At 72.0% G+C, this 25,694-nt stretch carries 27 protein-coding genes and 2 pseudogenes; 20 read left to right on the top strand and 9 right to left on the bottom strand.

From position 1 onward, the window contains the following. Positions 1–105 precede the first annotated feature (105 nt). Positions 106–300 carry a DUF2795 domain-containing protein gene (locus tag ACZ4U1_RS37685; RefSeq protein ID WP_014670942.1) on the bottom strand — a complete coding sequence of 65 codons (195 nt, stop codon included), beginning with the start codon at positions 298–300 and terminating at the stop codon, positions 106–108. Between the two features lie 185 nt (positions 301–485). Here ACZ4U1_RS37685 and ACZ4U1_RS37690 point away from each other — a divergent pair, with 185 nt between their 5' ends. From ACZ4U1_RS37690 to pqqB, 8 genes and pseudogenes are all read left to right on the top strand, one after another. Then, complete coding sequence (locus ACZ4U1_RS37690; RefSeq protein ID WP_388319293.1) at positions 486–641, top strand: hypothetical protein; 156 nt, start codon at positions 486–488, stop codon at positions 639–641. Between the two features lie 8 nt (positions 642–649). Further along, the gene (locus ACZ4U1_RS37695; protein ID WP_467908684.1) at positions 650–973 is read left to right on the top strand and encodes a DUF2795 domain-containing protein; all 324 of its coding nucleotides are present in this window, start codon (positions 650–652) and stop codon (positions 971–973) included. A gap of 117 nt (positions 974–1,090) precedes the next feature. Further along, positions 1,091–2,617: a purine-cytosine permease family protein gene (locus tag ACZ4U1_RS37700; protein WP_467908685.1), complete on the top strand. Its 1,527-nt coding sequence runs from the start codon at positions 1,091–1,093 to the stop codon at positions 2,615–2,617. Between the two features lie 40 nt (positions 2,618–2,657). After that, a complete protein-coding gene (locus ACZ4U1_RS37705; RefSeq protein ID WP_467908686.1) occupies positions 2,658–3,221 on the top strand; it encodes a cysteine hydrolase family protein in 564 nt (187 codons plus the stop codon). An 82-nt stretch (positions 3,222–3,303) separates the two neighbouring features. Further along, positions 3,304–3,372 (top strand): annotated as a pseudogene (locus ACZ4U1_RS37710) (GntR family transcriptional regulator); the annotation flags it as partial. A 128-nt stretch (positions 3,373–3,500) separates the two neighbouring features. Next, positions 3,501–3,809 (top strand): annotated as a pseudogene (locus ACZ4U1_RS37715) (UTRA domain-containing protein); the annotation flags it as partial. A gap of 285 nt (positions 3,810–4,094) precedes the next feature. Next, on the top strand, positions 4,095–4,493 hold the full coding sequence (locus ACZ4U1_RS37720) for an SseB family protein (protein ID WP_467908749.1): 399 nt from the start codon (positions 4,095–4,097) through the stop codon (positions 4,491–4,493). A 179-nt stretch (positions 4,494–4,672) separates the two neighbouring features. Further along, positions 4,673–5,569 carry a pyrroloquinoline quinone biosynthesis protein PqqB gene (gene pqqB, locus ACZ4U1_RS37725; protein WP_467908687.1) on the top strand — a complete coding sequence of 299 codons (897 nt, stop codon included), beginning with the start codon at positions 4,673–4,675 and terminating at the stop codon, positions 5,567–5,569. Between the two features lie 63 nt (positions 5,570–5,632). Here the strand turns inward: pqqB and ACZ4U1_RS37730 are convergent, their stop codons facing one another. From ACZ4U1_RS37730 to ACZ4U1_RS37745, 4 genes are all read right to left on the bottom strand, one after another. Next, positions 5,633–6,031 carry a MarR family winged helix-turn-helix transcriptional regulator gene (locus ACZ4U1_RS37730; protein WP_467908688.1) on the bottom strand — a complete coding sequence of 133 codons (399 nt, stop codon included), beginning with the start codon at positions 6,029–6,031 and terminating at the stop codon, positions 5,633–5,635. Between the two features lie 74 nt (positions 6,032–6,105). After that, on the bottom strand, positions 6,106–6,456 hold the full coding sequence (locus tag ACZ4U1_RS37735; RefSeq protein ID WP_467908689.1) for a VOC family protein: 351 nt from the start codon (positions 6,454–6,456) through the stop codon (positions 6,106–6,108). A 144-nt stretch (positions 6,457–6,600) separates the two neighbouring features. Further along, positions 6,601–8,910: an FtsX-like permease family protein gene (locus ACZ4U1_RS37740; protein WP_467908690.1), complete on the bottom strand. Its 2,310-nt coding sequence runs from the start codon at positions 8,908–8,910 to the stop codon at positions 6,601–6,603. Next, positions 8,907–9,614 carry an ABC transporter ATP-binding protein gene (locus ACZ4U1_RS37745; RefSeq protein ID WP_467908691.1) on the bottom strand — a complete coding sequence of 236 codons (708 nt, stop codon included), beginning with the start codon at positions 9,612–9,614 and terminating at the stop codon, positions 8,907–8,909. The genes ACZ4U1_RS37740 and ACZ4U1_RS37745 overlap by 4 nt, the downstream gene beginning before the upstream one ends. 140 nt (positions 9,615–9,754) lie before the next feature. On the opposite strand from ACZ4U1_RS37745, the gene ACZ4U1_RS37750 reads away from it, so the two are divergent. Together ACZ4U1_RS37750 and ACZ4U1_RS37755 are read left to right on the top strand one after the other, a co-directional pair. Further along, on the top strand, positions 9,755–10,600 hold the full coding sequence (locus ACZ4U1_RS37750; protein ID WP_467908692.1) for a sensor histidine kinase: 846 nt from the start codon (positions 9,755–9,757) through the stop codon (positions 10,598–10,600). Then, positions 10,597–11,307 (top strand): response regulator, encoded by a 711-nt coding sequence (locus ACZ4U1_RS37755; RefSeq protein ID WP_467908693.1) that lies wholly within the window; start codon positions 10,597–10,599, stop codon positions 11,305–11,307. The genes ACZ4U1_RS37750 and ACZ4U1_RS37755 overlap by 4 nt, the downstream gene beginning before the upstream one ends. 254 nt (positions 11,308–11,561) lie before the next feature. Here ACZ4U1_RS37755 and ACZ4U1_RS37760 read toward each other — a convergent pair whose 3' ends face one another. Genes ACZ4U1_RS37760 through ACZ4U1_RS37775 form a run of 4 tightly spaced genes read right to left on the bottom strand, consistent with a single transcriptional unit; the run spans position 11,562 to position 15,755 of the window. Continuing rightward, the gene (locus tag ACZ4U1_RS37760; protein WP_467908694.1) at positions 11,562–12,593 is read right to left on the bottom strand and encodes a LacI family DNA-binding transcriptional regulator; all 1,032 of its coding nucleotides are present in this window, start codon (positions 12,591–12,593) and stop codon (positions 11,562–11,564) included. Beyond that, complete coding sequence (locus ACZ4U1_RS37765) at positions 12,590–13,519, bottom strand: carbohydrate ABC transporter permease (RefSeq protein WP_467908695.1); 930 nt, start codon at positions 13,517–13,519, stop codon at positions 12,590–12,592. Before ACZ4U1_RS37765 ends, ACZ4U1_RS37760 begins: the two co-directional genes overlap by 4 nt. Continuing rightward, entirely contained in the window at positions 13,516–14,442 is a 927-nt protein-coding gene (locus ACZ4U1_RS37770) for a carbohydrate ABC transporter permease (protein WP_467908696.1), read from the bottom strand. The genes ACZ4U1_RS37765 and ACZ4U1_RS37770 overlap by 4 nt, the downstream gene beginning before the upstream one ends. Next, positions 14,439–15,755, bottom strand: a complete 1,317-nt coding sequence (locus ACZ4U1_RS37775) for an ABC transporter substrate-binding protein (protein WP_467908697.1) — start codon at positions 15,753–15,755, stop codon at positions 14,439–14,441. The genes ACZ4U1_RS37770 and ACZ4U1_RS37775 overlap by 4 nt, the downstream gene beginning before the upstream one ends. A gap of 236 nt (positions 15,756–15,991) precedes the next feature. Between ACZ4U1_RS37775 and ACZ4U1_RS37780 the strand changes: the two genes are divergently transcribed. From ACZ4U1_RS37780 to ACZ4U1_RS37825, 10 genes are all read left to right on the top strand, one after another. Then, positions 15,992–18,013 carry a beta-galactosidase gene (locus tag ACZ4U1_RS37780; protein WP_467908698.1) on the top strand — a complete coding sequence of 674 codons (2,022 nt, stop codon included), beginning with the start codon at positions 15,992–15,994 and terminating at the stop codon, positions 18,011–18,013. A 109-nt stretch (positions 18,014–18,122) separates the two neighbouring features. Further along, positions 18,123–19,685, top strand: coding sequence for a glycoside hydrolase family 53 protein (locus tag ACZ4U1_RS37785; protein WP_467908699.1), 1,563 nt, complete (start codon positions 18,123–18,125; stop codon positions 19,683–19,685). Between the two features lie 192 nt (positions 19,686–19,877). Further along, positions 19,878–20,165, top strand: a complete 288-nt coding sequence (locus tag ACZ4U1_RS37790) for an ArsR family transcriptional regulator (protein ID WP_467908700.1) — start codon at positions 19,878–19,880, stop codon at positions 20,163–20,165. A gap of 63 nt (positions 20,166–20,228) precedes the next feature. After that, positions 20,229–21,188, top strand: a complete 960-nt coding sequence (locus tag ACZ4U1_RS37795) for an SMP-30/gluconolactonase/LRE family protein (protein WP_467908701.1) — start codon at positions 20,229–20,231, stop codon at positions 21,186–21,188. Positions 21,189–21,255: 67 nt separating this feature from the next. Continuing rightward, a complete protein-coding gene (crcB, locus tag ACZ4U1_RS37800) occupies positions 21,256–21,717 on the top strand; it encodes a fluoride efflux transporter CrcB (protein WP_467908702.1) in 462 nt (153 codons plus the stop codon). After that, positions 21,714–22,094 (top strand): DUF190 domain-containing protein, encoded by a 381-nt coding sequence (locus ACZ4U1_RS37805; RefSeq protein WP_467908703.1) that lies wholly within the window; start codon positions 21,714–21,716, stop codon positions 22,092–22,094. The genes crcB (ACZ4U1_RS37800) and ACZ4U1_RS37805 overlap by 4 nt, the downstream gene beginning before the upstream one ends. Continuing rightward, the gene (crcB, locus tag ACZ4U1_RS37810; protein ID WP_467908704.1) at positions 22,091–22,465 is read left to right on the top strand and encodes a fluoride efflux transporter CrcB; all 375 of its coding nucleotides are present in this window, start codon (positions 22,091–22,093) and stop codon (positions 22,463–22,465) included. Before ACZ4U1_RS37805 ends, crcB (ACZ4U1_RS37810) begins: the two co-directional genes overlap by 4 nt. Positions 22,466–22,538: 73 nt before the next feature. Beyond that, positions 22,539–23,375 (top strand): undecaprenyl-diphosphate phosphatase, encoded by an 837-nt coding sequence (locus ACZ4U1_RS37815; RefSeq protein ID WP_467908705.1) that lies wholly within the window; start codon positions 22,539–22,541, stop codon positions 23,373–23,375. 172 nt (positions 23,376–23,547) lie between these two features. After that, positions 23,548–24,225: a FadR/GntR family transcriptional regulator gene (locus ACZ4U1_RS37820; RefSeq protein ID WP_467908750.1), complete on the top strand. Its 678-nt coding sequence runs from the start codon at positions 23,548–23,550 to the stop codon at positions 24,223–24,225. Continuing rightward, positions 24,222–25,661, top strand: coding sequence for an amino acid permease (locus ACZ4U1_RS37825; RefSeq protein ID WP_467908706.1), 1,440 nt, complete (start codon positions 24,222–24,224; stop codon positions 25,659–25,661). Before ACZ4U1_RS37820 ends, ACZ4U1_RS37825 begins: the two co-directional genes overlap by 4 nt. Positions 25,662–25,694: the final 33 nt, after the last annotated feature.

Consider the following 25,694-nt stretch of genomic DNA (forward strand, 5'->3'; position numbering starts at 1 on the left):
CGCTTTGTGTGTCCTCCCCCTTCCCCGTTCCCCGCCCCCCCCCCCCCCCCCCCCCCCCCCACCCCCCCCCCCCCCCCCCCCCCCCGCACCCGTGTCCGGTCGCCGTCACTCGTTCTGGAAGACGGCCTTGCTGACCTCGGCGGGGTTCTCGAACTTCTTCTTCCCGAGGTGAGAGATCCGCTCGGTGATCTCCTTCGGCGCGTGGTTGTTCTCGGCGACCTTCCGAAGCTGGTCGGAAGTGGCCGGGTAGTCCGCGCCCGACAGGGCTTTCTGCAGGTCAGGTGGGGTGATACCCGCCATGGCTCCTCCAGGCGGTGAGTTGGTTCACGATCATCGGGCCGGCGCCGCATGCTGCGCCGGACTGGTCAGGTACCCATCCGGAGGAAGCGGATTCAGAGATTCCGCGGGTGATGGGTCCCGTGTCGCACGGGTACCCGGGGCTCCGGAACAGCGCGCCACGCGTGTGAGAGAACCGAGAGCATCCGATGAGCGAGAACACCCCTTCCCAGGCCGAGGGCGAACCGGAACCGGGCGCCCCCGAGGCGGAGCAGCCGCCCCGCACCACCCCGTCCCAGGCGGAGGGAGCGGACCCCGGCGACGAGAACGCGAACGAGAGCACGGACGAGAGCGACGACGCGTAGGAGGCGTCATGAGCACGGCACACACCAGCGTCCCCGAGGTGCTGGACGCGCTGAAGGACGTGACCTATCCGGCCGACAAGGACGGGCTGGTCTCGGCCGCACGGCAGGCCGGGGCCTCCGAGGAGGTCGTCAAGGCCCTGCGCGGCATGCCCGCCGAGGAGTACACCAACCGCGAGGACGTCGCGAGGTCGGTCCGCGTGGACCCCGACTCGGACCTCGGCACCAACGTCACCCAGCGGGCGGAACAGGCACGGCACGGCGGCAAACCGGGACTCTCCCAGCATCTGCGGGAGGAGCCGAAGACCCCGATCCAGGAGGAGTTCGACCGCTGACCGGATGAACCGGGCCCGCCGCGGAGCCCGCCTTGACGGCCCCTGGGGGCCGCCCTAGCGTGCTCGCACGCACCGGACACGTCGGGACGTAGGGCAGGTGGGGCAGGTGCTTCGGCGATGACGCAACCGCACGACCCGCTCGGCGGCGGAGCCGCGGGCCGCCCCCTCCAGGTGGACGGACGCCCCCTCCAGGTGGAGACGCACGGGCTCGACGTGATCGCGGACGCGGAGCGCCGGGGCACCCCGCGCTCCCTGTTCTGGCCCTGGTTCGGGGCCAACGTCTCCGTCCTCGGCCTCAGCTACGGCGCCTTCGCGCTCGGCTTCGGCATCTCCTTCTGGCAGGCCTTCGCCGCCGGTGTGCTCGGCATCGCCGTCTCGTTCCTGCTGTGCGGTTTCATAGCGGTCGCCGGGAAGCGCGGCTCGGCCCCCACCATGGTCCTCAGCCGGGCCGCCTACGGCGTGCGCGGCAACCGGCTGCCGTCCGTCATCTCCTGGATGCTCACCGTCGGCTGGGAGACCGTCCTGACCGCGCTCGCCACGATGGCCACCGCCACCGTTTTCAGCAGCCTGGGCTGGGGCGGCGGCACCGAGACCAAGGCGGTCGCCCTCCTGGTGGTCGCAGCGCTGACCGTCGTCGGCGGGGTCATGGGCTTCGACCTGATCATGCGGCTGCAGACCTGGATCACGCTGATCACCGGCGTCCTCACGCTCGTCTACGTCGCCCTCGTCGCCGACCACATCCACTGGAGCACGGTCGACGCGATCCCGGCCGGGTCGGCCCAGGAGTTCATCGGCGCGCTGGTGTTCATGATGACCGGCTTCGGCCTGGGCTGGGTCAACGCCGCCGCCGACTACTCCCGCTACCTTCCCCGCGGCTCCTCCAGCCGGGGAGTGATCGGCTGGACCGCCTTCGGCGCCTCCCTGGCCCCCTTCGTCCTGCTGGTCTTCGGCCTGCTGCTGGCCGGCTCCTCCGGGCAGCTGAGCGAGGCGATCGCGGCCGACCCGATCGGTGCGCTGACCACGCTGCTGCCGACCTGGTTCCTGGTGCCGTTCGCCGTGGTCGCCGTCCTCGGCCTGGTCGGCGGCGCCGTCCTCGACATCTACTCCTCCGGCCTGGCCCTGCTCTCGGCCGGCCTGCGGGTGCCCCGCTATCTGGCCGCGCTCTTCGACGGGGTGCTGATGATCGCCGGCGCCGTCTACATCGTGTTCTTCGCCGACAACTTCCTCGGCCAGTTCATGGGTTTCCTCACCACACTCGGCGTGCCCATCGCCGCCTGGGCCGGCGTCATGCTCGCCGACCTCGCGCTGCGCCGCCGCGACTACGACGAGGGCGACCTGTTCCGCCCGCACGGCCGCTACGGCGACGTCCCCCTCGCCCCGCTGTTCCTCACCCTCGCCGCCACCGCCGTCGGGTGGGGCCTGGTCACCAACACCGCCGCGCGCTGGCTGACCTGGCAGGGCTATCTGCTGGAACCCTTCGGCCTCGGCGGCAGGACCGGCGCCTGGGCCTACGCCAACCTGGGCGTCCTGGTCGCCCTGGCCCTCGCCTTCCTCGGCACCCTGCTGCTGGCCCGGGGCCGGGTGCGGGCCCAGGAGGCCCAGGCGCCGAGCCCGGCGCTCGACGCGGAGGTGCTGAACCCGTGAGCGCCGCCGACCCCGCCGTACCGCAGGAGGCGCCCCGCGCATGAGCACGAGCACGAGCCCCGGCCATCTCGCCGTCATCGACATGCAGCGTGTCTTCGCCGACCCGGAGAGCCCCTGGGCCACCCCCCGGTACGCCGACGCGGCAGCCGGCGTACTCGCCCTGCTGCCGGCCTTCGCCGGCCGCGTCACCTTCACCCGCTTCCTGGCCCCGGAGCAGCCGGCCGGCGCCTGGCGCGCCTACTACGACCAGTTCCCCTTCGCCCGCCGGCCCCCGGACGCCGGACTCTGGGCGCTGACCGACGAGTTCACCGGCCTCGCCGACCACGTCCTGGACACCACCACCTTCGGCAAGTGGACCCCTGAACTCGCCGCCCGGCTCGGCCCGGACGGGCGCCTGGTCCTGGCCGGCGTCAGCACCGAATGCTGTGTGCTGTCCACCGCTCTGGCCGCCGCGGACGCCGGCACCGAGGTGCTGGTCGTGGCCGACGCCTGCGCCGGCGTGGACGACGACTCCCACCTCAGGGCCCTGCGGGTCATGGACCTGTACCGGCCGCTGGTCCGGGTCACCACCATCGCCGACCTGCTCGCGGAGGCCGGGACGTGACCGCCGTCCCGCTCAGGCACCAGCGGATCAGCCGGATCCTCGCCCGGGAGATCCGTACCGGCAGCCGCCGGCCGGCGCGCGGCTGCCCGGCGAGCACGCCCTCGCCGAGCGGTTCGGCGTCAGCCGTACGACGATCCGCGCGGCCCTCGCCGAACTCACCGAGCAGGGCCTCATCACCACCCGCACCGGCAAGGGCTCCACGTCCTCTTCGACGGCCGCCCGCCGGAGGACCGGCTCGGCCGGGCCCACGCCCGGGCCCTGCGGGGCGAGGACAGCACCGTGCGGACCCTCGCCGTCCGCGAGATCCGCGACAGCAGGCCGGCCGCCGCACTCGGTCTGGAGAAGGACGCGTCCGTCTGCGTGGAGCGGACCCGGGAGCTGGTCGCCGGCGGGACCGTGCTGTCGTACGAGCGCAGCTTCCTGCCGCCCGTGCCCGGGATCCGCGAGCTGCCCGCCCGGGGCCTCGCCCGGGAGCCGCTCGGCGAGGTGCTGCGCCGGGCCGGGCTGCGGCCCGACCACGGGGAACAGCGGGTGTCCGGGCGCCGGATCGACGCCGGGGAGGCCGAGCTGCCGCGGCGCGCGCCGGGCGACTGGTTCCTCGCCGCGCGCCGCACCAGCCGGGCCGCCGACGGTTCCCTCGTGGAGCACCTCGCCGGCCTCCTCGACCCCGGCCACGTCGAGCTGACCCTCACCTTCGGCTGTGCGGCCGGGCCCCGTCAGGTCCGCCCGCCCACCATCCGCACCGCCTCCCCACCCGACCTCCCGCCGATCGCCACGCATGCCCCGCACCCCACCGGGTACGCGAGGCGGAGCACGCCCGGGCGGCAGCCTGCCCGGACGGCCCGTACGACCACCGCTACCTGGGGATCAGCCATGGAGACACCCGCACACGAGGACCTGCCGACGCCGGCCCAGCAGGCACTGGACGCCCTCGCCGTGAACGCCGAGGACCAGACCGCGCTGGACACCCTCGCCCACAGCGACGTACTCGTCCCGGTACCGGACGACGCGGTGGACGGGGACGGCGCCGACGCCACGACGGTGGCCCTGCCCGTCCTGGAACAGCCCGGGGGCGACCCGGTCGTCCCGGTGTTCACCTCGGAGGGCGAGATGGCCGGCCTGCTGCCGTTCGTCTCGCGTTACCGCCTGATCCCGCTCGGCGCGCTCGCCGCGCAGTGGCCCGAGGGGGACCTCTCCCTCGCCATCGACGGCAGCTCCGCCCACGGGCTGACCCTCACCTCACAGGGAGTGCGCACCCTGCTGGCGCGCTGACCCCGACCTCGGAAGGACAGGGACCCCACGGGCGGCCCCCACACCACCCGCACCCGCGTACACGACCCGGAGACCTCCGCCGAAGGACGGCCGGAACTGCTCCCTGCCGCCGGTAGTCACCGGCCTTTCGGGAGGGAAGATCCCAGCGGAGACGAGTCCGGGCGGACGCGAAGGAGCCGATGGTCGTGAGGGTCGTCCTGCTGGGTACCGCCGCCGGGGGCGGCTTCCCGCAGTGGAACTGCGCCTGCGCGCTCTGCACCGCCGCCCGGGACGGCAGGCTGCCCTCCCGGAGCCAGGAGTGCGCCGCCGTCACCGGCAACGGCCGGGACTGGTGGCTGCTGAACGCCTCGCCCGACCTGCGGACCCAGCTCACCGCCACCCCGCCCCTGTGGCCCGGTCCCGGCCCCCGGGACACCCCGCTGCGCGGAGTGCTGCTCACCGACGCCGAGGCGGACCACGTCGCCGGCCTGGCCGAGCTGCGCGGGGCGGCGGGCCTGAAGGTCTACGCCGCGCCGCCGGTGCGGGCCGTCCTCGCCCCCGCCCGTGCCGCCCTCGGCCGCTACGCCCCCTGGGAGTGGCCCGACAGCCTGGCCGACGGGGGCTTCGTGCTGGCCGGCGGACTCGTCGTGACGGCCCATCCGGTGGGCGTGAAGATCCCGAAGTACGTACCGGTGCAGGGGCCCGCGGCCGCGGAGCCGTGGGTGACGGCGTACCGCGTCGAGGACCTGGCCAGCGGGGGAGTGCTGGTGTACGCGCCCTGCGTCGGCGCCTGGAGCCCCGTCCTGGACGAACTGTGCGCCGACGCCGACTGCGTACTGCTGGACGGCACGTTCTTCGCCGCCGACGAGATGGGGACGGCGGTGCGCTCCGGTGCCGGGCAGGCGGCCATGGGCCATCTCCCGGTCTGCGGGCCGGACGGCTCCCTGGCCGCGCTGGCCAGGCATCCCGGCCGGCGCCGGGTCTACACCCACCTCAACAACACCAACCCGCTGCTCGACCCCGCCTCGGCGGCCCGCGCGCACGTGGCCGAGCACGGCGCCGAGATCCTGCCGGACGGCGCCGAGCTGGTGCTCTAGCGGGCCGGGTGTCCGCCTGTAGGGGCGTACGGGCTGTAGGGGCTGTCGGGGGCGTGCGAAGGGCTAGGCCTCCTGCGCCGCCAGCACGCGCCGCAGGACCGCCCGTTGCACCGGCAGCACCTCGGCGTGCAGCGCGCGGCCCTTGGGGGTGAGCGCGACCCACACCCCGCGCCGGTCCTCCGCGCACACCGAGCGTTCGACCAGGCCGTCCTTCTCCAGCCGGCCGATCAGCCGGGAGAGCGCGCTCTGGCTGAGGTGGACCCGGCCGACCAGGTTCTGCACCCGGCACTGGTCACCCTGCTCGGGCGACTCCGCCGCCAGGATGTCCAGCACCTCGAAGTCGCTGGCGCCCAGCCCGTGCGGATGCAGGGCACGGTCGATCTCGCACATCGTGCGCGCGTGGACGGCGAGGATGTCCCGCCAGCGTTCTTCGAGCCGGGTGTCGGCGGTCGTGACTGCCATAACCGCACCGTAGCACCGATCCGGCCAGTCATTGAGTGTGCAACTAGTGGTGGGTGCAGGCGGTTCGTCCGGGCTCAGGCCCCCGGGTCCTGCAACAGCCCCACGAGGTTGCCGTCGGCGTCCTTCACGAAGGCGATCAGCCGGCCGCCGCCGACGTCCTGCACGTCCTGGAGCAGTTCGGCGCCCGCCGCCAGCAGCGCCGCGAGCCGCTCCCGCAGATCCGTCACGTGCCAGTACGGCACCGGGCCCGTCATGCCCTTGGCGTGCCCGTTCGGGTCGAGGCCGACGTCCTGGCCGGCGGCCTTGAAACCGACGTAGTAGGGCTCGTCCGCGTACGGCTCGACGCCCAGCAGCGCGCCGAACAGGGCCTTGGCGCGCTCCAGGTCCTTCACCGGGTAGATGATCGTCTGCAGGCCGGCAGCCATGGTGCTCACTCCTTCGGGGAGGCGGGGACCCGACGGGTTCCTCGTCGGTGCTCTCACGCTAGGCCCCGGAAGCCCCCGGCGGCTTCTCCGATCCTGACCGGTCGAAGGTCCTGACCGGTCCGAGATCCTCACCGGTCGGTGCCGTCACTCGTTGTGCAGCACCTCGGCGACGGTCAGGCGAGCCGCCCGGCGGGCCGGGACCAGCGCACCCAGCACGGCGATCCCCACGCCGGCGAGCGCCAGGACGGCCAGCAGGGGCGCGTGCCAGACGTCCGTCATGTACCGGGGCAGGGTGATGTCGAGCCCGGCCGCCATGCGCGGGACCACCACCCGGTGCGCGGCCATGCCCAGCGGCACGCCCAGCAGCGACCCGAGGGCGCCGAGCGCGGCCATCGACGTCACCGTCATCACCGTGACCTGGCGCGGGGTCATGCCGATCGACTTCAGCATGCCGAGGTCGCGGCGCCGGTCGTGCGTGTTGAGGACGGCGGTGTTGAACACGCCCAGCGAGGCGACCAGGGCCAGCATCAGGGTGAGAGCGGTCGCCGAGCCGACGATGGTGCCGGTGACGCTGTTCGGACCGCTCAGCTGCACCGACAGCGCCGGGTCGGCTGCCTCGGCCGCGCGCGCGTACGCCTTCTGGTCCGCGCCCTCGCTCAGCCGGACGTGGTAGGCGATGGGCCGCACCCGCGGCATCAGGGCGGTGACCGTCGGCCAGTTCCCGATGACCAGCCGGTCGTCGGTGTCCATCGTCTCGCCGACGACGGTCACCTGCTCCTCGCGGCCGTCCTTGCGCAGCCGCAGCCGGTCCCCGAGGTGCACCCCGTTGCGGCGCAGGAACGGCGTGCCGGCCACGACCTCCCCGGTCCGGCGCATCCACCGCCCCTTCGTGAGCACGGTGTCCAGGGACGGCCCCCCGCGCCGGCCCTCGAACATGACCACCTGGGTGCTGCCGACGAGAACCGCCTCGTCGTCCGACCGCGCCGTCACATGGCGTGCGCCCGGCAACGAGCCCAACAAGGCTTCGAGTTCACGGTCGCCGTGCACCGGCCGCACCTCCTTGCCGTGCCGGAAGGCACCCACGTAGACGGTGACGTCGTAGGTGTGGGCACCGCCGTTGCCGTAGCTGTTCAGCGTCGCCGCCAGGCCGGTCGCGAAGGTCACCGTCGTCACGCCCAGGACCACGGCGGCCAGCGTGAGCGCGCTGCGCGCGGGACGGGCGAACGGGAGCCCCGCGCCGAGCGTCACCGACCGGGGCAACCGGGCACGCGCCAGCCGCCGCTGGATGCCGAGCGCCCGGCCGGCCCGGGGAGCACTGCCCGCGCTGATGGCCCGCGCCGCCGACAGCCGCCGCGCCCGCATCGAGGGGCCCAGCGCGGCCAGCACGCACACCAGGGGCATGCCGAGCAGGGCGAGCAGGTTCACCCAGGGCGCGATGCCCAGGCCGTCGTGCAGCACCCCCGAGGCCGGCCCGCTGAACACGAACTCCAGGAACGGTTCCGCCAGCAGATTGCCCACCAGCGTGCCGAGCGCACAGCCCAGGACGGCCGGTACGGAGATCATCATCAGGTACACGCCCAGCACCTGCCCCGGGGTGAAGCCCAGCGCCTTCAGGATGCCGATGTGCCGGAACCCGGAGACCACGGCCCCGCCGACCACGTTGGCGACGATCAGCACCGCCACCAGGATGCCGAGGACGCCGAACGCCATCAGATACGGCGCGTACGCGCGCGCGTTGCTGCCGATCCGGTGCTTGAGCGCCAGGTACGTCCGGGACCCGGCGAGCGCGCCCGGCGGCAGCCCCTCGGTCACCTCCGACAGTCCCGCGCGCAGTCCGTCCTCCGTCGACGCGTCGGAGAACCGGAACAGCATCTGCCGACCGGTCGGATGCAGGGCCCCGATCTGGTCCGGGGCGACCCAGGCGTCCGCCGTGTGACTCAGGTCGAAGGCGAACCCGACGATGGTGAGCTTCGGACCGGACGGCACCTGGAACGTCTTGCCGAGGTCGTCGGCGGTCCAGTCGCGCTGCCGGTTCAGGACCATCTCGCCCGGCCGGCTGGGCCAGCGGCCCGCCCACAGGTCAACCCGGTCCACCGGACCGCCGGGACCCGAGCGGCCCACCACCGTGATCTGGCTGCCGAGACCGAAGTCGCCGGCACCGTGCGGAATACCGACCGTCGCCTGCCGGAACGGCCCCGCCACCGCCTCCACCCCCGGCTGCCGGGCCGCGCGCGCCAGTCGGGCGTCCGACACCCTGTCGCTGTCGAAGGCGGCCACGACATGCGGCCCGTGCAGCCGCTCGAAAGCGCGGTCGAACGGCGCCGAAGCCGCGTCGACCAGCCCCAGTGCCACCACGAGCGCCCCCGTCGACACCAGTGTGACCAGCCAGATCACCAGCGTCTGGAGCCGCCGCCTGCGTACGGCCGCCCGCGCGGCCTGCCACACCGCCCTCATGCCGACGGCTCCAGGGTGTGCTCGCCGGTCACCCTGCCGTCGGCCACCAGCACCAGTCGGCTCGCGCAGCGCTGCGCGAGCCGCTCGTCGTGCGTGACGATGACCAGGGTCTGGCCGATCTGGTTCAGGTCGATCAGCAGGTCCATCACCTGCTCCCCGGCCCGGCTGTCCAGCGCGCCGGTCGGCTCGTCGGCCAGCAGCAGCGCGGGCCGGTTCATCAACGCCCGGGCCACCGCCACCCGTTGCCGCTCGCCGCCGCTGAGCACCGCCGGATAGGCGTGGCGCCGGCCGGCGATGCCCAGCTCCTCGAACAGCTCCAGCGCGCGCCGCCGGGCCTGCCGGGCCGGTGTGCCCGTCAACTGGGCCGCGAGCGCCACGTTGTCGAGGGCCGACAGGTCGTCGATGAGGTTGAAGAACTGGAAGATCATGCCGATCCGGCGCCGCCGGTACAGCGCCAGACCCTTCTCGCTCAACTCCCCGACGTCCTCGCCGTGGACGACGACCCGGCCGGCCGTCGGCCGGTCCAGTCCCGCGATCATGTTGAGCAGCGTGGACTTGCCGCACCCGGAGGGGCCCATCACCGCGACCGCCTCCCCGGCCCGTATCTCCAGCGACACCCCGTCGAGCGCGACCGTCTCGCCGTACTCCTTGCGCACACCGTCGAGCCGTACGACGGTGTCTCCCGTTCTCACCTCTGTGACCATGGGCAGGACGCTAGACGCGGGCCCACGCCCCGGGCATCCCTCCCGGGACGGCAGTCGGCCGCCGGACTCATCCCGGGGATGCAGGACGCTGAATCCCCAGGCCGATGCGGATGTCAGTGCCGTCTGCGAGAGTGAGGGCCATGGGGGAGTACGACATGCTGACGGCGGCGCTCGTGGTGGCGTGCGCGGCCGTTCTGGGGCTGGCCGTGGCGCTGGTGCGCACCCGGCGCCGCTGGCAGGCGGCGGTGGGGGAACGCGGCTGGCTGCTGGAGCGGGAGCGGGAGAGCGCCGCCGAGGCGGCGGTCGCTGCGGAACGCGACCGGATCGCCCGCGAGTTGCACGACATCGTCAGCCACAACGTCAGCCTGATGGTCGTCCAGGCGAGCGCCGCCCGCGAAGTGCTCGGCACCATGCCGGACGAGGCGGCCACCGCCCTCCGGGCCGTGGAGGACGCGGGCCGGGGCGCGATGACCGACCTCAGACATCTGCTGGGCCTGCTGGCGCCGGCCCAGGACGGCACGGACGACGACCCGGGACCGGGCGCGGACACGGTGTCCACGCCGCTCACCCCGCAGCCCGGCCTGGACCGGCTCGGCCCGCTGGTGGACCGGATATCGTTCGCCGGGCTGCCCGTCGAGGTCCGCGTCTCGGGCGAGCCGCGCCCGCTGCCGCAGGGCATCGACGTGACCGCCTACCGCATCGTCCAGGAGGCCCTGACCAACGCGCTCCGGCACGGCGACGGCGGCAAGGCCGAGGTGACCGTCCGCTACGCCGACCACGCCCTGCGCGTCGAGATCCTCAACACCGGCCCCAGCGTGCTCACCGGCACCGCACCGGTCCGCCCGAGACCGCACGGCGAGGGCACCGGACGCGGCCTGCTCGGTCTGCGCGAGCGGGTCGCCGTCTACGGCGGTGATCTCGACGCCCGCCGCAGACTCGGCGGCGGCTTCCGCGTCCGGGCGCGCATCCCCCTGGACCGGTCGTGACCGCGGACGCGCCCGAGCGGGCGCCCCGGGTCCTGATCGCCGACGACCAGACGCTGATCCGGACCGGTTTCCGGCTGATCCTCAACGCCCGGGGCATCGAGGTGGCCGGCGAGGCCGCCGACGGTGCCGAGGCGGTCGCCGCGGTGCGCCGGCTGCGGCCGGACGTGGTCCTCATGGACATCCGGATGCCGGTCATGGACGGCCTGGAGGCCACCCGGCACATCCTGGCCGAGGCCCCCGACTGCCGGGTGCTCATGCTCACCACCTTCGACCTGGACCGGTATGTGTACACGGCCCTGTCGATGGGGGCCAGCGGCTTCCTGCTCAAGGACGTCACCCCGCAGCACCTGGCGGCGGCCGTACGGCTCGTCGGCACCGGCGACGCCCTGCTGGCACCGCAGATCACCCGGCGCCTGGTGGAGCGGTACGCGGCGGAGGCCGAGGAGCGCACCCCCATCGCCGTGCCCGAGGGCCTGGCCGCCCTCACACCCCGCGAGCGGGAGGTGCTGACGCTGATGGGCCGCGGCCTGTCCAACGGCGAACTGGCCGCCGAGCTGACCCTGAGCGAGGCCACGGTCAAGTCCCACGTGGCCCGCATCTTCGCCAAGCTCGGCCTGCGCGACCGCGCCCAGGCGGTGGTCCTCGCCTACGAGACCGGGCTGGTGCGACCGGGCGAGCAGCCACGCCCGCGCGGGGCGGGGAACTGAGCAGCCGTACTCACGCCCGGCCACCGGTTCGCCCGAGCCGTCCGAGCCGGGGAAGCGGCGGCCCCCCCCGCGAGGAGGTGGCGCTGGACGCCGTGGAGAAGTGCCAGGCCCGCGTGCGCGCCCGTCGGATCACCGAAGCCCTCCGGAAGACGCCCCGCCCACGCCGGACCAGGTCACGGACACGCTGCGCTGCCTCGGTTGCCCGGATGACGAGCGCATCGACGGCCCGGAGCACCGGACGAAGGCACCCGGCGTCACGTCGAAGCGCGTCTGACCAGCTCCGTCGGCAGGATCACCGCGGCCGGGTCCTCACCGCCTATCTGGGCGAGCAGCACCCGCACCATCTCGCTGCTGATCCGGTCCCACGGCTGCCGGATCGTGGTGAGTTCGGGGGTGGCGGCGGTCGCCGCCGGAGAGTCGTCGAAACCGCCGACGGCGATGTCCCGCGGCACCCGCTTCCCGGCCCGGTGCAGGGCCGCCAGCACGCCCTGCGCCATCAGGTCGGAGGCGACGAACACGGCGTCCATGTCCGGCGCCTGCGCCAGCAGGCGTTCCGCGCCCGCCTCACCGCTGGCCCGGCTGTAGTCGCCGGAGACGATGAGCCGCTCGTCCACCGCGATGCCCGCCTCGGCGAGCACCTCCCGGTATCCGGCGAGCCGCTCCACACCGCCCGGGGTGTCCAGCGGACCGGTGACCACGCCGATCCGGCGCCGGCCCAGCGACAGCAGATGCCGGACCATGTCCCGGGCGCCGTCCCGGTCGTCGGCCGCCACGTAACTCACCTTCGAGCCGAGCCCGATCGGCTTGCCGCAGGCGACCAGCGGCACCCCCGCCTCCCGCAGCTCCTCGGCGACCGGATCACCGGAGTGGCTGGAGACCAGCAGCACCCCGTCGACGTGTCCGGCGGTGATGTACCGCGTGATGCGCCGACGTTCGTCCTCGGTTCCCGCCAGCATCAGCAGCAGCGGGATGTCGTGCGCGGCCAGCGCCTGGGTGCAGCCGCGCAGCAGGACGTTGAAGTTGGGGTCCTCGAAGAACCGCTCCTGCGGCTCGGTGAGCAGGAAGCCCACCGAGTCGGAGCGGCCCGTGATCAGCGAACGGGCGTGCCGGTTCACGACGTACCCGGTCCTGCGGATGGCGGCGTTGACCGCCTCCTGGGCGGCGGGGCTGACGTAGTGCCCGCCGTTGAGCACGCGCGAGACGGTGCCGCGCGAGACGCCTGCCTCGCGCGCCACGTCATGGATCGTCGGCGGTTTGCGCCGGCCCCCCGTTTGGCTCATGGTCATGACTTTACGGCCCCGGACAGCAGATCGAGGCTCCAGAAGCGCTGGATGACCAGGAAGAGGGCGATCAGCGGGAACACCGCGAGGAACGCGCCCGTGATCACCAGGGTGTACAGCGCGGGCGTGTTCGCGCCCTGCTCCAGCAGCGTGTACAGGCCCAGCGTGAGCGGGAACTTCTCGTCGTCGCTGAGCATGATGTACGGCAGCAGGAAGTTGTTCCAGATCGCGACGAACTGGAACAGGAACACCGTGACCATGCCGGGGATCATCATCGGCAGCGCGATCCGGGTGAAGATCCGCCACTCGCTCGCCCCGTCCATCCGTCCCGCCTCCACCACGTCGGCCGGGACGGCGGCAGCCGCGTAGATCCGGGCGAGGTAGACACCGTACGGGGAGAGGATCTGCGGCAGCAGCACGGACAGGTAGGAGTCCGTGAGGTCGGCCTTCGCCAGCAGCAGGTACTGCGGGATCGCGAGGATCACCGGCGGCATCAGCACGCCCGCGAGCAGTACGTTGAACATCGTCTCGCGGCCCTTGAAGCGGTACGTCGCGAGCGCGTAGCCGCTGAACGCCGACACGGCGGTGGACAGCAGGGCGCCGAGACCCGCGTACAGGGCGGAGTTGCCCATCCACGTCCAGTAGACGCCGTCCCGGTAGGCGTTGAGGTCCTTGAGGTTGTCGGCGAAGCCGGTGCCGGGCAGGAAGGTGAACGTGGAGAACAGCTCGTGCCCGGACTTCGTCGACGCGATCACCACCCACGCGACCGGGAGGAGGGTGTAGACCGCGCCGAGCAGCAGCGTCACCGTGGGGATCAGGGCGATCCGGCGGCGCATGGGGGTCCCCCCGCCGAAGGCAGGGGGAGGGCCCTGCGCGGTACCCGGGGTGGTGCCGGCGGCCGGTGCGGCCTTGCGGACGGCGAGAGTGCTCATCCCGCTGCCTCCTGCTTGTTCCGTCGGTTCGCGGCCCGCAGGAAGCCGAACGACAGCAGCAGCGTGACCACGGCGATCAGCGTCGCCTCGGCCGCCGCCGAGTACATGTCGTTCCGGCCGAAGGCGTCCTGGTACACCTTCATCAGCGGGCTCCAGGTCGTGTTGACCGAGTTGGTGAGCGGCTTCAGGGTGGTCGGCTCGTTGAACACCTGGAGCGTCGCGATGATCGAGAAGAAGAAGGTCAGCACCAGCGAGGGCGCCACCATCGGGATCTTGATCCGCAGCGCGATCTGCAGCGGCGTGGCGCCGTCCAGCCTGGCCGCCTCGTACACCTCGGCCGGGATGGACCTGAGCGAGGTGTAGATGACGATCATGTTGAAGCCGGTGCCGCCCCAGACCGCGATGTTCGACAGGGCGAGGTAGAGCGGACCGCCGTCCAGCAGGTCCGGCTGCGGCAGGCCCAGCCTGTCGAGCACGAAGTAGAACGGGCTGACGTCCGGCAGGTACAAAAAGCCCCACAGCAGCGCGGCCACCACGCCGGGGATGGCGTACGGCAGGAAGATCGCGAGCCGGGTGAAGGGGGCGAGCCGCACCTTCTCGGAGTCCAGCATCAGCGCGAACAGCAGCGCGAGGCCCAGCATCACCGGGACGACGATGCAGCCGTAGCCGAGCACGCGCAGCGCGCCGTCCAGCAGTTCGCTGTCCCGGAAGGCCTCGGTGTAGTTCCCGAAACCGGCCCAGACCTCGGTCCGGGCGCCCGAGCCCAGGCCGAGCCCGGAGACGCGCACCTTGCGGAAGCTGAGCCAGACCGCGTAGCCGATGGGCAGCGCGAAGAAGAGGGCGAACAGGATCGTGGCGGGGAGGAGGAAGCCGTACGGGGCCCCCTTGACCCCGTACGACCTCCGGCTTGTGGAGCTGCTCACTGAGAAACCTCGAAGCCCTGCTTCTTCATGTCGGCGACCGTGTCGTCCTGCATCGTCTTCAGGGCGGCGGTGAAGTCCGACTTGTTCTTGGCGGCGGCGCCGAAGGCGTCCTTGAAGGACGTGTAGGCGACGTTCACGTTCGGGCCCCACGCGGACGGCGCGGTGGTCTTCGCGATGTCGGCGGCCTTGGTGTAGAAGTCCGCCTGGTTGGAGAAGTACCCGGGCGGGTTGGAGAAGGCGCCGCTGAGCTGGGCGGAGGTGGAGGCCGGGTAGATGCCGCCCTCCTTCGCCAGCGCGTTCAGGGCGTCGTGGTCGGTGTTCAGCCAGGCCGCGAACTTGGCGGCGGCCTCCTTGTGCGCGGAGTCGGTGGTGACCGCCGTCGAGGAGCCGCCCCAGCTGCCGGTGACGTCCTGGTCGAGCGACCACTGGGGGAGCGGGGCCATGGCCCACTTGCCCTTGGTGTCCGGCGCCGCCGTGTTCAGCGTGCCGGGCGCCCACACGGCGCTGACCCAGGCGATCTGCTTGCCCGTGTTCAACGCCTTGTTCCAGGACGGGGTGTACATCGGCTGGTTGTCGATGACACCTTCCTTGACCAGCCCGCCCCAGAACTTGGCGACCTTCTGGGTGGCCGCGTCATCGATGCCGACCTTCCACTTGTCGCCCGAGGTGGTCCACCACTTGGCTCCGGCCTGCTGGGCGAGCCCGGCGAAGAGGCCGGAGTCGTTGGCGGAGAAGGTGGTCAGGTCCTTGTCCGGCGCCTTCTTCTTCAGCTGGCGGGCGGTCTCGGCGAACTGCTCCCAGGTGGTCGGGACCTTCAGGCCGTACCTCTTGAAGAGGTCCTCGCGGTAGTAGAACATCATCGGGCCGATGTCCTGCGGCACCGCGTAGACCGCGTCCGTGCCGAGCGTGGTCTGCTGCCACACACCCTCGGCGAACTTGCCCTCGACGCCGCCGACCTCGTCGGAGATGTCGGCGAGGGCGTCATTGCTGACCAGGGTCGGCAGTGCCTGGTACTCGGCCTGCACCAGGTCCGGGGCCTTCTTGGCCTTGTGCGCGGTGAGGATCTTGGTGACCAGCGTGTCGCCGGACGCCTGCTTCTTCACCGTGACGGTGATCTGGTCCTTCTTCCCCGGCCCCTTGTTCCACAGGTCCACGACCTTGTCCATGCCGGGCGTCCAGGTCCAGTACGTCAGCGAGACGGGACCCGACTCGGCCTTGCTGCCGTCCTCGGAACCGCAGGCGGCGAGGGCGGTGGCGCCGAGGGACACGGCGACGGCGGTTGTCACGAGGCGACGGCGCTTCGTGTGCGGCATGGTTTCTCCCCTGACCTGGGTCCCCGCCCGCTGCGGGGACCTGCCATGCAGATGTGCACGTTCACATGACCCGGGTGCTCGCCACGGGGGAGCCCCTGCCATGCTTCTGTGAGCGTTCACAGTAGAGAAACATCCCGGACACTTGTCAATGGTTGTTGCTGTGCGGTTATGTTGGGCTCGCACCGCCGATGATGTGTGTGCACGTTCCCAAATGATCGATTTCCCGGGAGAGATCCATGCCGGACACCAGCCTCAGGGGCCTCACCAGGCTCGCCTTCGGCGGGGACTACAACCCCGAGCAGTGGCCGGAATCCGTCTGGCAGGAGGACGTCCGGCTGATGCGCGAGGCCGGCGTCACGATGGTGAGCGTCGGGATCTTCTCCTGGGCCCTGCTGGAGCCGGCACCGGGGGAGTACGACTTCGGCTGGCTGGACCGGGTCATCGGCCTGCTGCACGACAACGGCATCCGGGTCGACCTCGGCACCCCCACCGTGGTGCCGCCCGTCTGGTTCTACCGGGCCCACCCCGAGGCGCTGCCGGTCACCGCCGAGGGCGTGCGCTACGAGTTCGGCTCTCGCGGCGCGATCTGCCACAGCAACGCCGACTACCGCGCCGCCGCCGCGAACATCACCACACAGCTCGCCGAGCGCTACGGCGACCACCCGGCACTCGCGATGTGGCACGTCCACAACGAGTACGGCGTCCCCGTCTCAGCCTGCTACTGCGAGTCCTGCGCGGACCGGTTCCGCCGCTGGCTCGCGGACACCTACGGCAGCGTGGAAGCCGTCAACGAGGCCTGGGGCACCGCCTTCTGGGGTCAGTGGTACACCGACTTCGCGCAGATCAACCCGCCCCGGGCCACCCCGACCGTCGGCAATCCGGGCCAGGCCCTCGACTACAAGCGCTTCGCCGACGCCACCATCCGGGAGAACTTCCGCGCGGAGCGGGACATCCTGCACCGCCTCTCGCCCGGGGTGCCGGTCACCACCAACTTCATGACCGCCCTCAGCCAGTGCGACTCCATGGACTACTGGGCGTGGGGCCGCGAGGTCGACCTCGTCACCAACGACCACTACCTGATCACCGACGGCCGCCGCACCCACGTCAACCTGGCCATGGCCGCCGACCTCACTCGCTCGGTCGCCGGCGGCGCGCCCTGGCTGCTGCTGGAGCACTCCACCTCGGGCGTCAACTGGCAGCCCCGCAACCCCGCGAAGGCCCCCGGCCAGATGGCCCGCAACTCCCTCGCCCACGTGGCGCGCGGCTCCGACGGCGCGATGTTCTTCCAGTGGCGCCAGTCCCGGCGCGGCGCCGAGAAGTTCCACTCGGCGATGCTGCCGCACGCCGGCACCGACACCCGCGTCTGGCGCGAGGTGGTCGAACTCGGCGCCTCAGTAGGCGCGTTGGGCTGGATCAGGGGGACCCGCACCGAGGCCGACGCGGCCATGCTGTGGGACTGGCAGTCCTGGTGGGCGCAGAACCTCGCCTGGCGCCCCAGCGAGGACCACGACCCGCGCGAGCGCGCCGACTCCTTCTACGAGGCCCTCTACGACCGCCACCTCACGGTCGACTTCGCCCACCCCGAAGCCGACCTGTCGCGGTACCCGCTGGTCGTCGTGCCGGCCCTGTACCTGATGACGGAGGCCGCCGGGGACAACGTCCGGGAGTACGTCGAGAACGGCGGCACGCTCGTGGTGTCGTACTTCTCCGGCATCGTGGACGAGCACGACGCCGTCCACGAGGGCGCCTGTCCGGGCGTGCTGCGCGATGTCCTCGGGCTCACCGTGGAGGAGTTCTCGCCGCTGCTCGAGGACGAGCGGGTCCGTCTGACCGGCCCGGACGGCTCCGGGCCGACCGGGGACGTGTGGACGGAGTTCGTGGTCCCGCGCGGCGCCGAGACCGTGTGGACGTACGCCGACGGGCTCACCGCGGGCCGCCCGGCCGTCACCCGCCACCGGTACGGCCGGGGCACCGCCTGGTACGTCTCCACCCGCCTCGGCGCCGAGGGCCTGGACATGCTCCTCGGCCGGGCGGCCGAGGACGCAGGTCTCGCCCCGCGCGCCGACCTGCCCCGCGACGTGGAGGTCGTGCGCCGCCGCGGCGAGTCGGGCAGCTACCTCTTCGTCATCAACCACACCGCCGGCGACACCAAGGTGCCGCTGGACGCGCCCGGCACCGAGCTGCTGACGGGCGAACGCGCCGCGGGCCGCCTCGCGGTCCCGGCGGGGGCCGTCCGGGTCGTACGACTCGACGGCTGAGCCGGCTCCCCTCCGCCCGTGTGTGCCACGAGAGCCGCGGGCGGAGGGGTTCTCCTCCAGCCCCACAGGAGGGCACCCCTCCCCAGTTACGTCGAAGGGACGACGGACGATGAAGTTCCATCCCAGACGCACCATCAGGGCCCTGCTGCTGCCGCTCGCGGCCGGGCTCGCCCTCACCGCCCTGCCCGCCCAGACCGCCCAGGCCGCGAGCACCCTCACCAACGGCGGCTTCGAGTCCGACGGCGCCGGCACGGCCACCCCGGCCGGCTGGTCCGAGTACGGCGACACCGGCGCCTCGTACACCGAGTCCGGCGGCCACAGCGGCGGTTACCGCCTCAGCCACTACTCGTCCTCCGCGTACAAGGCGGAGACGTACCAGTACCTGTCCGGGCTGACCAACGGGAACTACACGCTCACGGCGTGGGTCCGGTCCGGTGGCGGGCAGAACGCCGCGTACATAGCGCTCAGGAACTGCGGGAGTGCGGAGCAGCGCACGGATCTGCCGACATCGTCCAGTGGGTGGATCCGGATCGTCACGTCGGTCAAGGTGACCAACAACCAGTGCACCATCAGCATCAACAGTGACGCGAATGCCGGTAACTGGATCAATGTTGACGATCTGAGCTTCACGTCCGGCACCACTGGTACATCCATCCATGGCGCCGACATCTCCTCCCTCGCCAAGAGCGAGGCCAAGGGCGGGGTCTACAGGACGAGTTCGGGCACCACCGGCGACGCCCTCCCGATCCTCAAGTCGTCCGGCATGAACTACGCGCGGCTGAAGGTCTGGGTGAACCCGGCCGACGGCTTCAACGACAAGGCGCACGTCCTGGCCATGGCCAAACGCGTCAAGGCGCAGGGCATGAAGCTCCTGGTCGACTTCCACTACTCGGACAGCTGGGCCGACCCGGGCCAGCAGAACAAGCCGGCCGCATGGACGGGCCATACATACAGTCAACTGAAGACGGACGTGTACAACCACACGTACGACGTGTTGAACGCCTTGAAGGCTCAAGGCACCACCGCCGACATGGTCCAGGTGGGCAATGAGATCAATGGCGGCATGCTGTGGTCCGAGGGATCCACGGACAACTGGAGCCAGCTCGCCGGGTTGATCAACTCGGGCTACGACGCCGTCAAGGCGGTCAACTCGTCCACCGTCGTCGCGCTGCACCTGGCCAAGGGCGGGGACAAGGCCGGCACCGAGTGGTGGTTCGACAACGCGGTGGCCAAGGGAGTGAAGTTCGACGCGATCGGCCTGTCGTACTACGGCTACTGGCACGGTCCGCTGTCCGACTTCCAGAGCACCCTGGACGACGCGGCCTCCCGCTACGGCAAGCCGGTGTTCGTCGCCGAGACGGCCTACCCCTTCCGCCTGGACAGCGACGACTCGCTCACCAACCAGATCGACACCACCGGCGAGCTGGTCTCCGGCTACCCGGCGAGCGTGGCAGGCCAGACCAAGTGGATGAACGACGTGGCGAGCATCGTGGAGGCCGTCCCGAACGGCCGCGGTCTCGGCGTCTTCTACTGGGAGGCGACCTGGACCGCCGTCACCGGCAACGGCTGGGACCCGGCGGACGCCGCCTCCGGCAACGGCTGGGAGAACCAGGCCCTGTTCGGCTACGACGACAGGGCGCTCTCCTCGATGACGTGGTTCAGCCACCGCTGAGCCGTCCGTGACGGGCCCGGCCGCGCCCCCGCGGCCGGGCCCCCGTCGTGTGCGCGGGCCGGCGGGAACCCTCCTCGGTCGCACTGCCGTTCGGTACCGGACAACGGGCGCCGAGTCCCGGACGGGACGGCGTCGCCGGGTCCACAGTGGGAACACTGCGTAGGAGGAGGCCGGGAACGGGAGGGCGGACGGATGATGGGTACTCCCGCGGGCCGGATGCGGCAGACCATCCTGGAGTGGCTCAAGGACCCGTCGGTCCACTTCCCCGCAGCGCGCCGCCGCGACCACGCCGAGACCGGCGTCACCGCGCGGGCCGTCGCCGCCAAGCTGGGCGTGCCCAGCCGGACCGCCCGCTCCCACCTGGACTTCCTCACCCGCCTCGGCCTCCTGCGCACCCACCGCACGCGCTGCCGCACCTACTACCGGCGCGACGAGATCCGCATCGCCGAGGTGGCCCGGATGTTCGAGAAGGGCTGGTGACGGCGGCGGCCGCGGGCAGCTGCCGGCAGGGGGCGGAGGCTCCCGGCGGAGGAAGGACCGTACATGGACCGACCCACGGCACTCGTGCCGCTCCACTACGTCGCCCTGGGCGGCCGCGGCCCCGAGGACGTCGTCGCCGACCCGCACGGGCGCGTGCTGACCGGAGTCGCGGACGGGCGCATCCTCCGCGTCCACCACCTGGGCGACCCGCACACCGCCCGCGTGGAGGTGCTGGCCGAGACCGGCGGCCGTCCCCTCGGACTCGAACTGCTGCCGTACGGCGACCTGTTGGTGTGCGACGCGGAACGCGGCCTGCTGCGCGTGGGCACGGACGACGGCACCGTACGGGTCCTCGTGGACTCCGTGGCGGGGGAGCGGCTCCGCTTCTGCAGCAACGCCGTCGCCCTGCCCGACGGAACCGTGTACGTCACCGTCTCCAGCCGCCGCTACCCCCTGCGCCGATGGATCGGCGACATCGTCGAGCACACCGGCACCGGTCGCCTGCTGCGGCTCGCCCCCGAGGGCGGGGAACCCGACGTCGTGCTGGACGGCCTCCAGTTCGCCAACGGGCTCGCCCCGAGCGGCGACGGCTCCTTCCTGGTGATCGCCGAGACCGGCGCCTGCCGCCTCACCCGCTGCCGGCTCACCGGCCCGCGCGCCGGCCAGGCCGAACCCTTCGCCGAGCTGCCCGGCATGCCGGACAACCTCTGGCGCGAGGGCCCCGACGGTCCCGTCTGGGTCGCCCTGGCCAGTCCCCGCGTCCCCCCGCTGGACCTGCTGCACCGCACCCCGCAGGCCGTCCGCCGGGCCGCCGCCCGGGCCGCCGTGCACGCGCCGTACCGCCCGAGCGGCACCGTCGGCGTCGTCGCCGTGGACGACGAGGGCCGCACCGTCCACCACCTCACCCGCCGGCGCTCCGGCTTCCGCATGGTCACCAGCGTGTGCGCGGTCGGTGACCACCTGGTGCTGGGCAGTCTCCGGGAGCCGGGGGTGGCGGTCTGCGCCCGCCCTGCCGCCGACTGAGGCGGCGGTACCCTGGTCCCGGCCTTGATCGCCCGTCGGGGCAGGGGCCGAAGAGGAGACGCACCAGATGACAGCCCCGGAGACGGAGACCCGCGGCGTCCGCCCCGCGCCGGCGCGGCGGCCCGAGTGGCGTACGCAGGCGCCCGTCGTCGCGGTCGTGGCGGCCGGCGGCGCGCTCGGCGCGGTAGCCCGCTACGCGCTCACGCTCGCCTGGCCGACGCCCGCCGGCGGCTTCCCCTGGGCGACGTTCTGGACCAACGTCTCCGGCTGCGCCGCCATGGGCGTGCTCATGGTGCTGGTCACCGAGGTGTGGGCGGCCCACCGGCTGCTGCGGCCGTTCCTCGGCACCGGTGTCCTCGGCGGCTTCACCACCTTCTCCACCTACGCGGTCGACACGCGCGGTCTGGTCGACGCCGGCCGCCCGGGCCTGGGCGTCGCCTATCTCGCCGCGACGCTCCTGGCGGCCCTCGCGGTGGTGTGGCTCGCCTCGGCCGCCGCCCGCGCGCTGCTGATCAGGAGGCAGCGATGACGTCCCCCACCGGCCGTGCCCTCCGGCTCACCGTGTACATCGGTGAGAACGACACCTGGCACCACAAGCCCCTCTACTCCGAGATCGTCCACCGCGCGCACGCCGCCGGACTCGCCGGGGCCAGCGTCTTCCGGGGCGTCGAGGGCTACGGCGCCTCCTCCCGCATCCACACCTCCCGCCTGCTGTCCCTGAGCGAGGACCTGCCGGTCGCGGTGGTCGTCGTGGACACCGAGGAGCGGGTCCGGGCCTTCCTGCCGCAGCTGGACGAACTCGTCGGCGAGGGCCTCGTGACCCTGGAGGAGTGCGAGGTCGTCCGGTACCCGGGGCGCACTCCCGGCCCGGACGGAACGGACCGGGAAGGTAAGAAGTCGTTGTGAACTGGCTGCTGGTCGTCGCGGGAGCCGTCGTCGGGGCGCCCCTGCGCTATCTCACCGACCGTGCCGTGCAGGCCCGCCACGACTCGCTCTTCCCCTGGGGCACCTTCGTGGTGAACGTGGTCGGCTGCCTGGTCCTCGGGCTGCTCACCGGCGCCGTCTCGGCCGGGGTGGCCGGGCCTCATCTGCGGCTCCTGGTGGGCACCGGGCTGTGCGGTGCGCTGACGACGTACTCGACCTTCTCCTACGAGACCCTGCGACTGACCGAGGCGGGCTCCGGGCTCTACGCTGCCCTGAACGTCGTGGCAAGCGTGCCGGCGGGGCTCGCGGCGGCCTTTACCGGGGTCTCACTCGCCGGTGCCCTGTGGGCCTGAGCGCTTGCCACCCGGCGGGACACAGCAATTACTGTCTACCGCACTGTCGACCAACTCCCCAGAACTGGATCCCATGAGCGCCATCTCCGTCGGTCAGGCCGTCGTCCTCGGAGTAGTCGAGGGGGTGACCGAGTTCCTGCCCGTGTCCTCCACCGGCCACCTCAAGATCGCCGAGGGGCTCATGGACATCCCCGTCGACGACAAGTCCGTCGTCGGGTTCTCCGCCGTCATCCAGGTCGGCGCCATCGCCGCCGTGCTCGTGTACTTCTTCAAGGACATCAGGCGGATCGTCACCGCCTGGTTCCGCGGTCTGGCCAACCGCGAGGAGCGCTACCACCACGACTACAAGTTCGCCTGGTGGGTCATCGCCGCCACCGTTCCGATCGTGCTGGTGGGCCTGGCCGCGAAGCCGCTGATCGACGGCCCGCTCGCCTCGCTGTGGGTGGTCGCCGGCTCGCTGATCATCGGCTCGGGCGTGATGTGGGCCGCCGACCAGATGGGCCGGCACAAGCGCGGTGAGGACGACACCTCCTTCAGGGACGCGATGTGGGTCGGCTGCTCCCAGATCCTCGCCCTGCTCTTCCCCGGCTTCTCCCGCTCCGGCGCCACCATGTCCACCGCGCTCATCCTGGACCTGGACCGCGTCGCCGCCACCCGGCTCTCCTTCTTCCTCGGCATCCCCGCCCTGACCGGCGCCGGTCTGTACGAGCTGAAGGACGCCCTCGGCGCGGGCGTCGGCGCCGCCCCGCTGGCCGTCGGCACCGTCGTCTCGTTCGTCGTCGCCTACGCCTCCATCGCCTGGCTGCTCAAGTTCGTCGCCAAGCACTCCTTCAACGCCTTCGTGATCTACCGGATCGTCGTCGGTGCGCTCCTCCTCGGTCTGCTCGCCACCGGCACGCTCAGCAGCTGAGCCGACGCCGCTGGTCACCCACGGGGTGCGGATGCCTGCATTCAGGCACCGCACCCCGTGAATGTTTCCTTACCGGACGCCTTGACAGTCCCGGCCCGCAACCCGCAGGATCGCTCCCGTGAACCTGTCAGACAGCCAGACAGGTGGTCCGGTCCCCCGGCGCGTCAGCGCCATGGAAGCGGTGCTCGACCACCTCCGCGGCGCCATCGAACGCGGCCGGTACGCCATCGGCGACAAGCTCCCCTCCGAGGCCGAGCTGTGCCGCACCCTGGAGGTGTCCCGGCCCGTCCTGCGCGAGGCACTGCGCGCGCTGCAGACGATGGGCCTCACGGTCTCCCGGACCGGCAAGGGCACCTTCGTCGTCGCGAACACCGTCGAGGACCCCACCTTCGGCGACTACGCGGCCAGTGACCTGCTCGAAGTGCGCCGCCACGTCGAGATCCCGGTCGCCGGGTACGCGGCCCTGCGCCGTACCCCGGAGAACCTGGACCACCTGGCCCACCTGCTCGACCGCATGGAGCGGGAGACGGACACCACCGCCTGGGTCGCGATGGACACCCTCTTCCACCTCGCCGTGGCCGAGGCCGCCCAGAACCCGGTCTTCCGCCGGGTCATCGAGGAGATCCGCGACGCACTGGCGCGTCAGTCGGCCTTCCTCAACGAGCTGGGCGGCCGCCGCGAGCAGTCCAACCGCGAGCACCGGGCGATCGTCGAGGCGCTGGTCGACGGTTCCGAACACGACGCGGTGGAGGCCATGAGCCACCACCTGGACCGCGTCGAGACGACCCTCACCGACATCGTCCGTCCCCAGCGGACGGACCCCCCAACGGAAGGCGGACCCGAGGCGTGAGCGAGCAGCACCTCAAAGACGAGACGCGCCCCTCGTCCGGCCATGTCGACGCCGGAGACGCCGGCTACAGCAAAGGCCTGAAGCACCGGCACGTCAACATGATCGCCATCGGCGGCGCCATCGGCACCGGCCTCTTCCTCGGCGCGGGCGGCCGGCTCGCCGACGCCGGGCCCTCCCTCTTCATCGCGTACGCCGTGTGCGGCGTCTTCGCCTTCCTGGTCGTCCGCGCCCTCGGCGAACTCGTCCTGTACCGCCCGTCCTCCGGCGCCTTCGTGTCGTACGCCCGGGAGTTCCTGGGCGAGAAGGGCGCCTACACCGCGGGCTGGATGTACTTCCTCAACTGGGCGACCACCGGTATCGCCGACATCACGGCGGTCGCCACCTACACCCACTACTGGGGCATGTTCTCCGACATCCCGCAATGGTTGATCGCATTGATCGCCCTCGCGGTCGTGTTGACCGTCAACCTGATCTCCGTCAAGATCTTCGGCGAACTGGAGTTCTGGTTCGCGATCGTCAAGGTCAGCGCGCTCGTCGTCTTCATGTGCATCGGCATCTTCCTGCTGGTCACGCAGCACCCGGTCGACGGCCACCAGCCCGGCCCGTCCCTGATCACCGACAACGGCGGCGTCTTCCCCAACGGCCTGCTGCCCATGCTGCTGATCATCCAGGGCGTCGTCTTCGCCTACGCCTCCGTCGAGCTGGTCGGCGTCGCCGCCGGCGAGACCGAGAACCCCGAGAAGATCATGCCGAAGGCGATCAACTCGATCATGTGGCGCGTGGGCCTGTTCTACGTCGGCTCCGTCGTCCTGCTGTCGATGCTGCTCCCGTGGAACAAGTACGCGGCCGGCGAGAGCCCCTTCGTCACGGTCCTGTCCAACATCGGTGTCCCGGCGGCGGGCGGCGTGATGAACCTGGTCGTCCTGACCGCGGCCATGTCGTCCCTGAACTCCGGCCTGTACTCCACCGGCCGCATCCTGCGCTCCATGGCGATGAGCGGCTCCGCCCCGAAGTTCACCGGCCGGATGAGCCGCAGCCAGGTCCCGTACGGCGGAATCCTGCTCACCAGCGGTATCTGTGTCCTCGGCGTGGGCCTGAACTACGTGGTCCCCGCCGACGCGTTCGAGATCGTCCTGAACTTCGCGGCGATCGGCATCCTCGCGACCTGGGGCATGATCATGGTCTGTCACCTGCTCTTCTGGCGGAAGACCCGCAGCGGCGAGCTGACCCGGCCCTCGTACCGCCTGCCGGGCTCCCCCTGGACCGAGATCGTGACGCTGGCGTTCCTCGCCTCCGTCCTGGTCCTCATGTACGCCGACGGCGGCGCCGGACGCACCACCGTGCTCTGTCTGCCGCTGATCGTCGCAGCACTGGTCGCGGGCTGGTACGCCATCCGCGCCCGCGCCACCCGCACGTCCACCGGCGCCGACGCGTGACCCGCGTTCCGGCCGACCCCGACCCGAGACCCC

Source organism: Streptomyces sp. NPDC028928, from assembly GCF_055564915.1.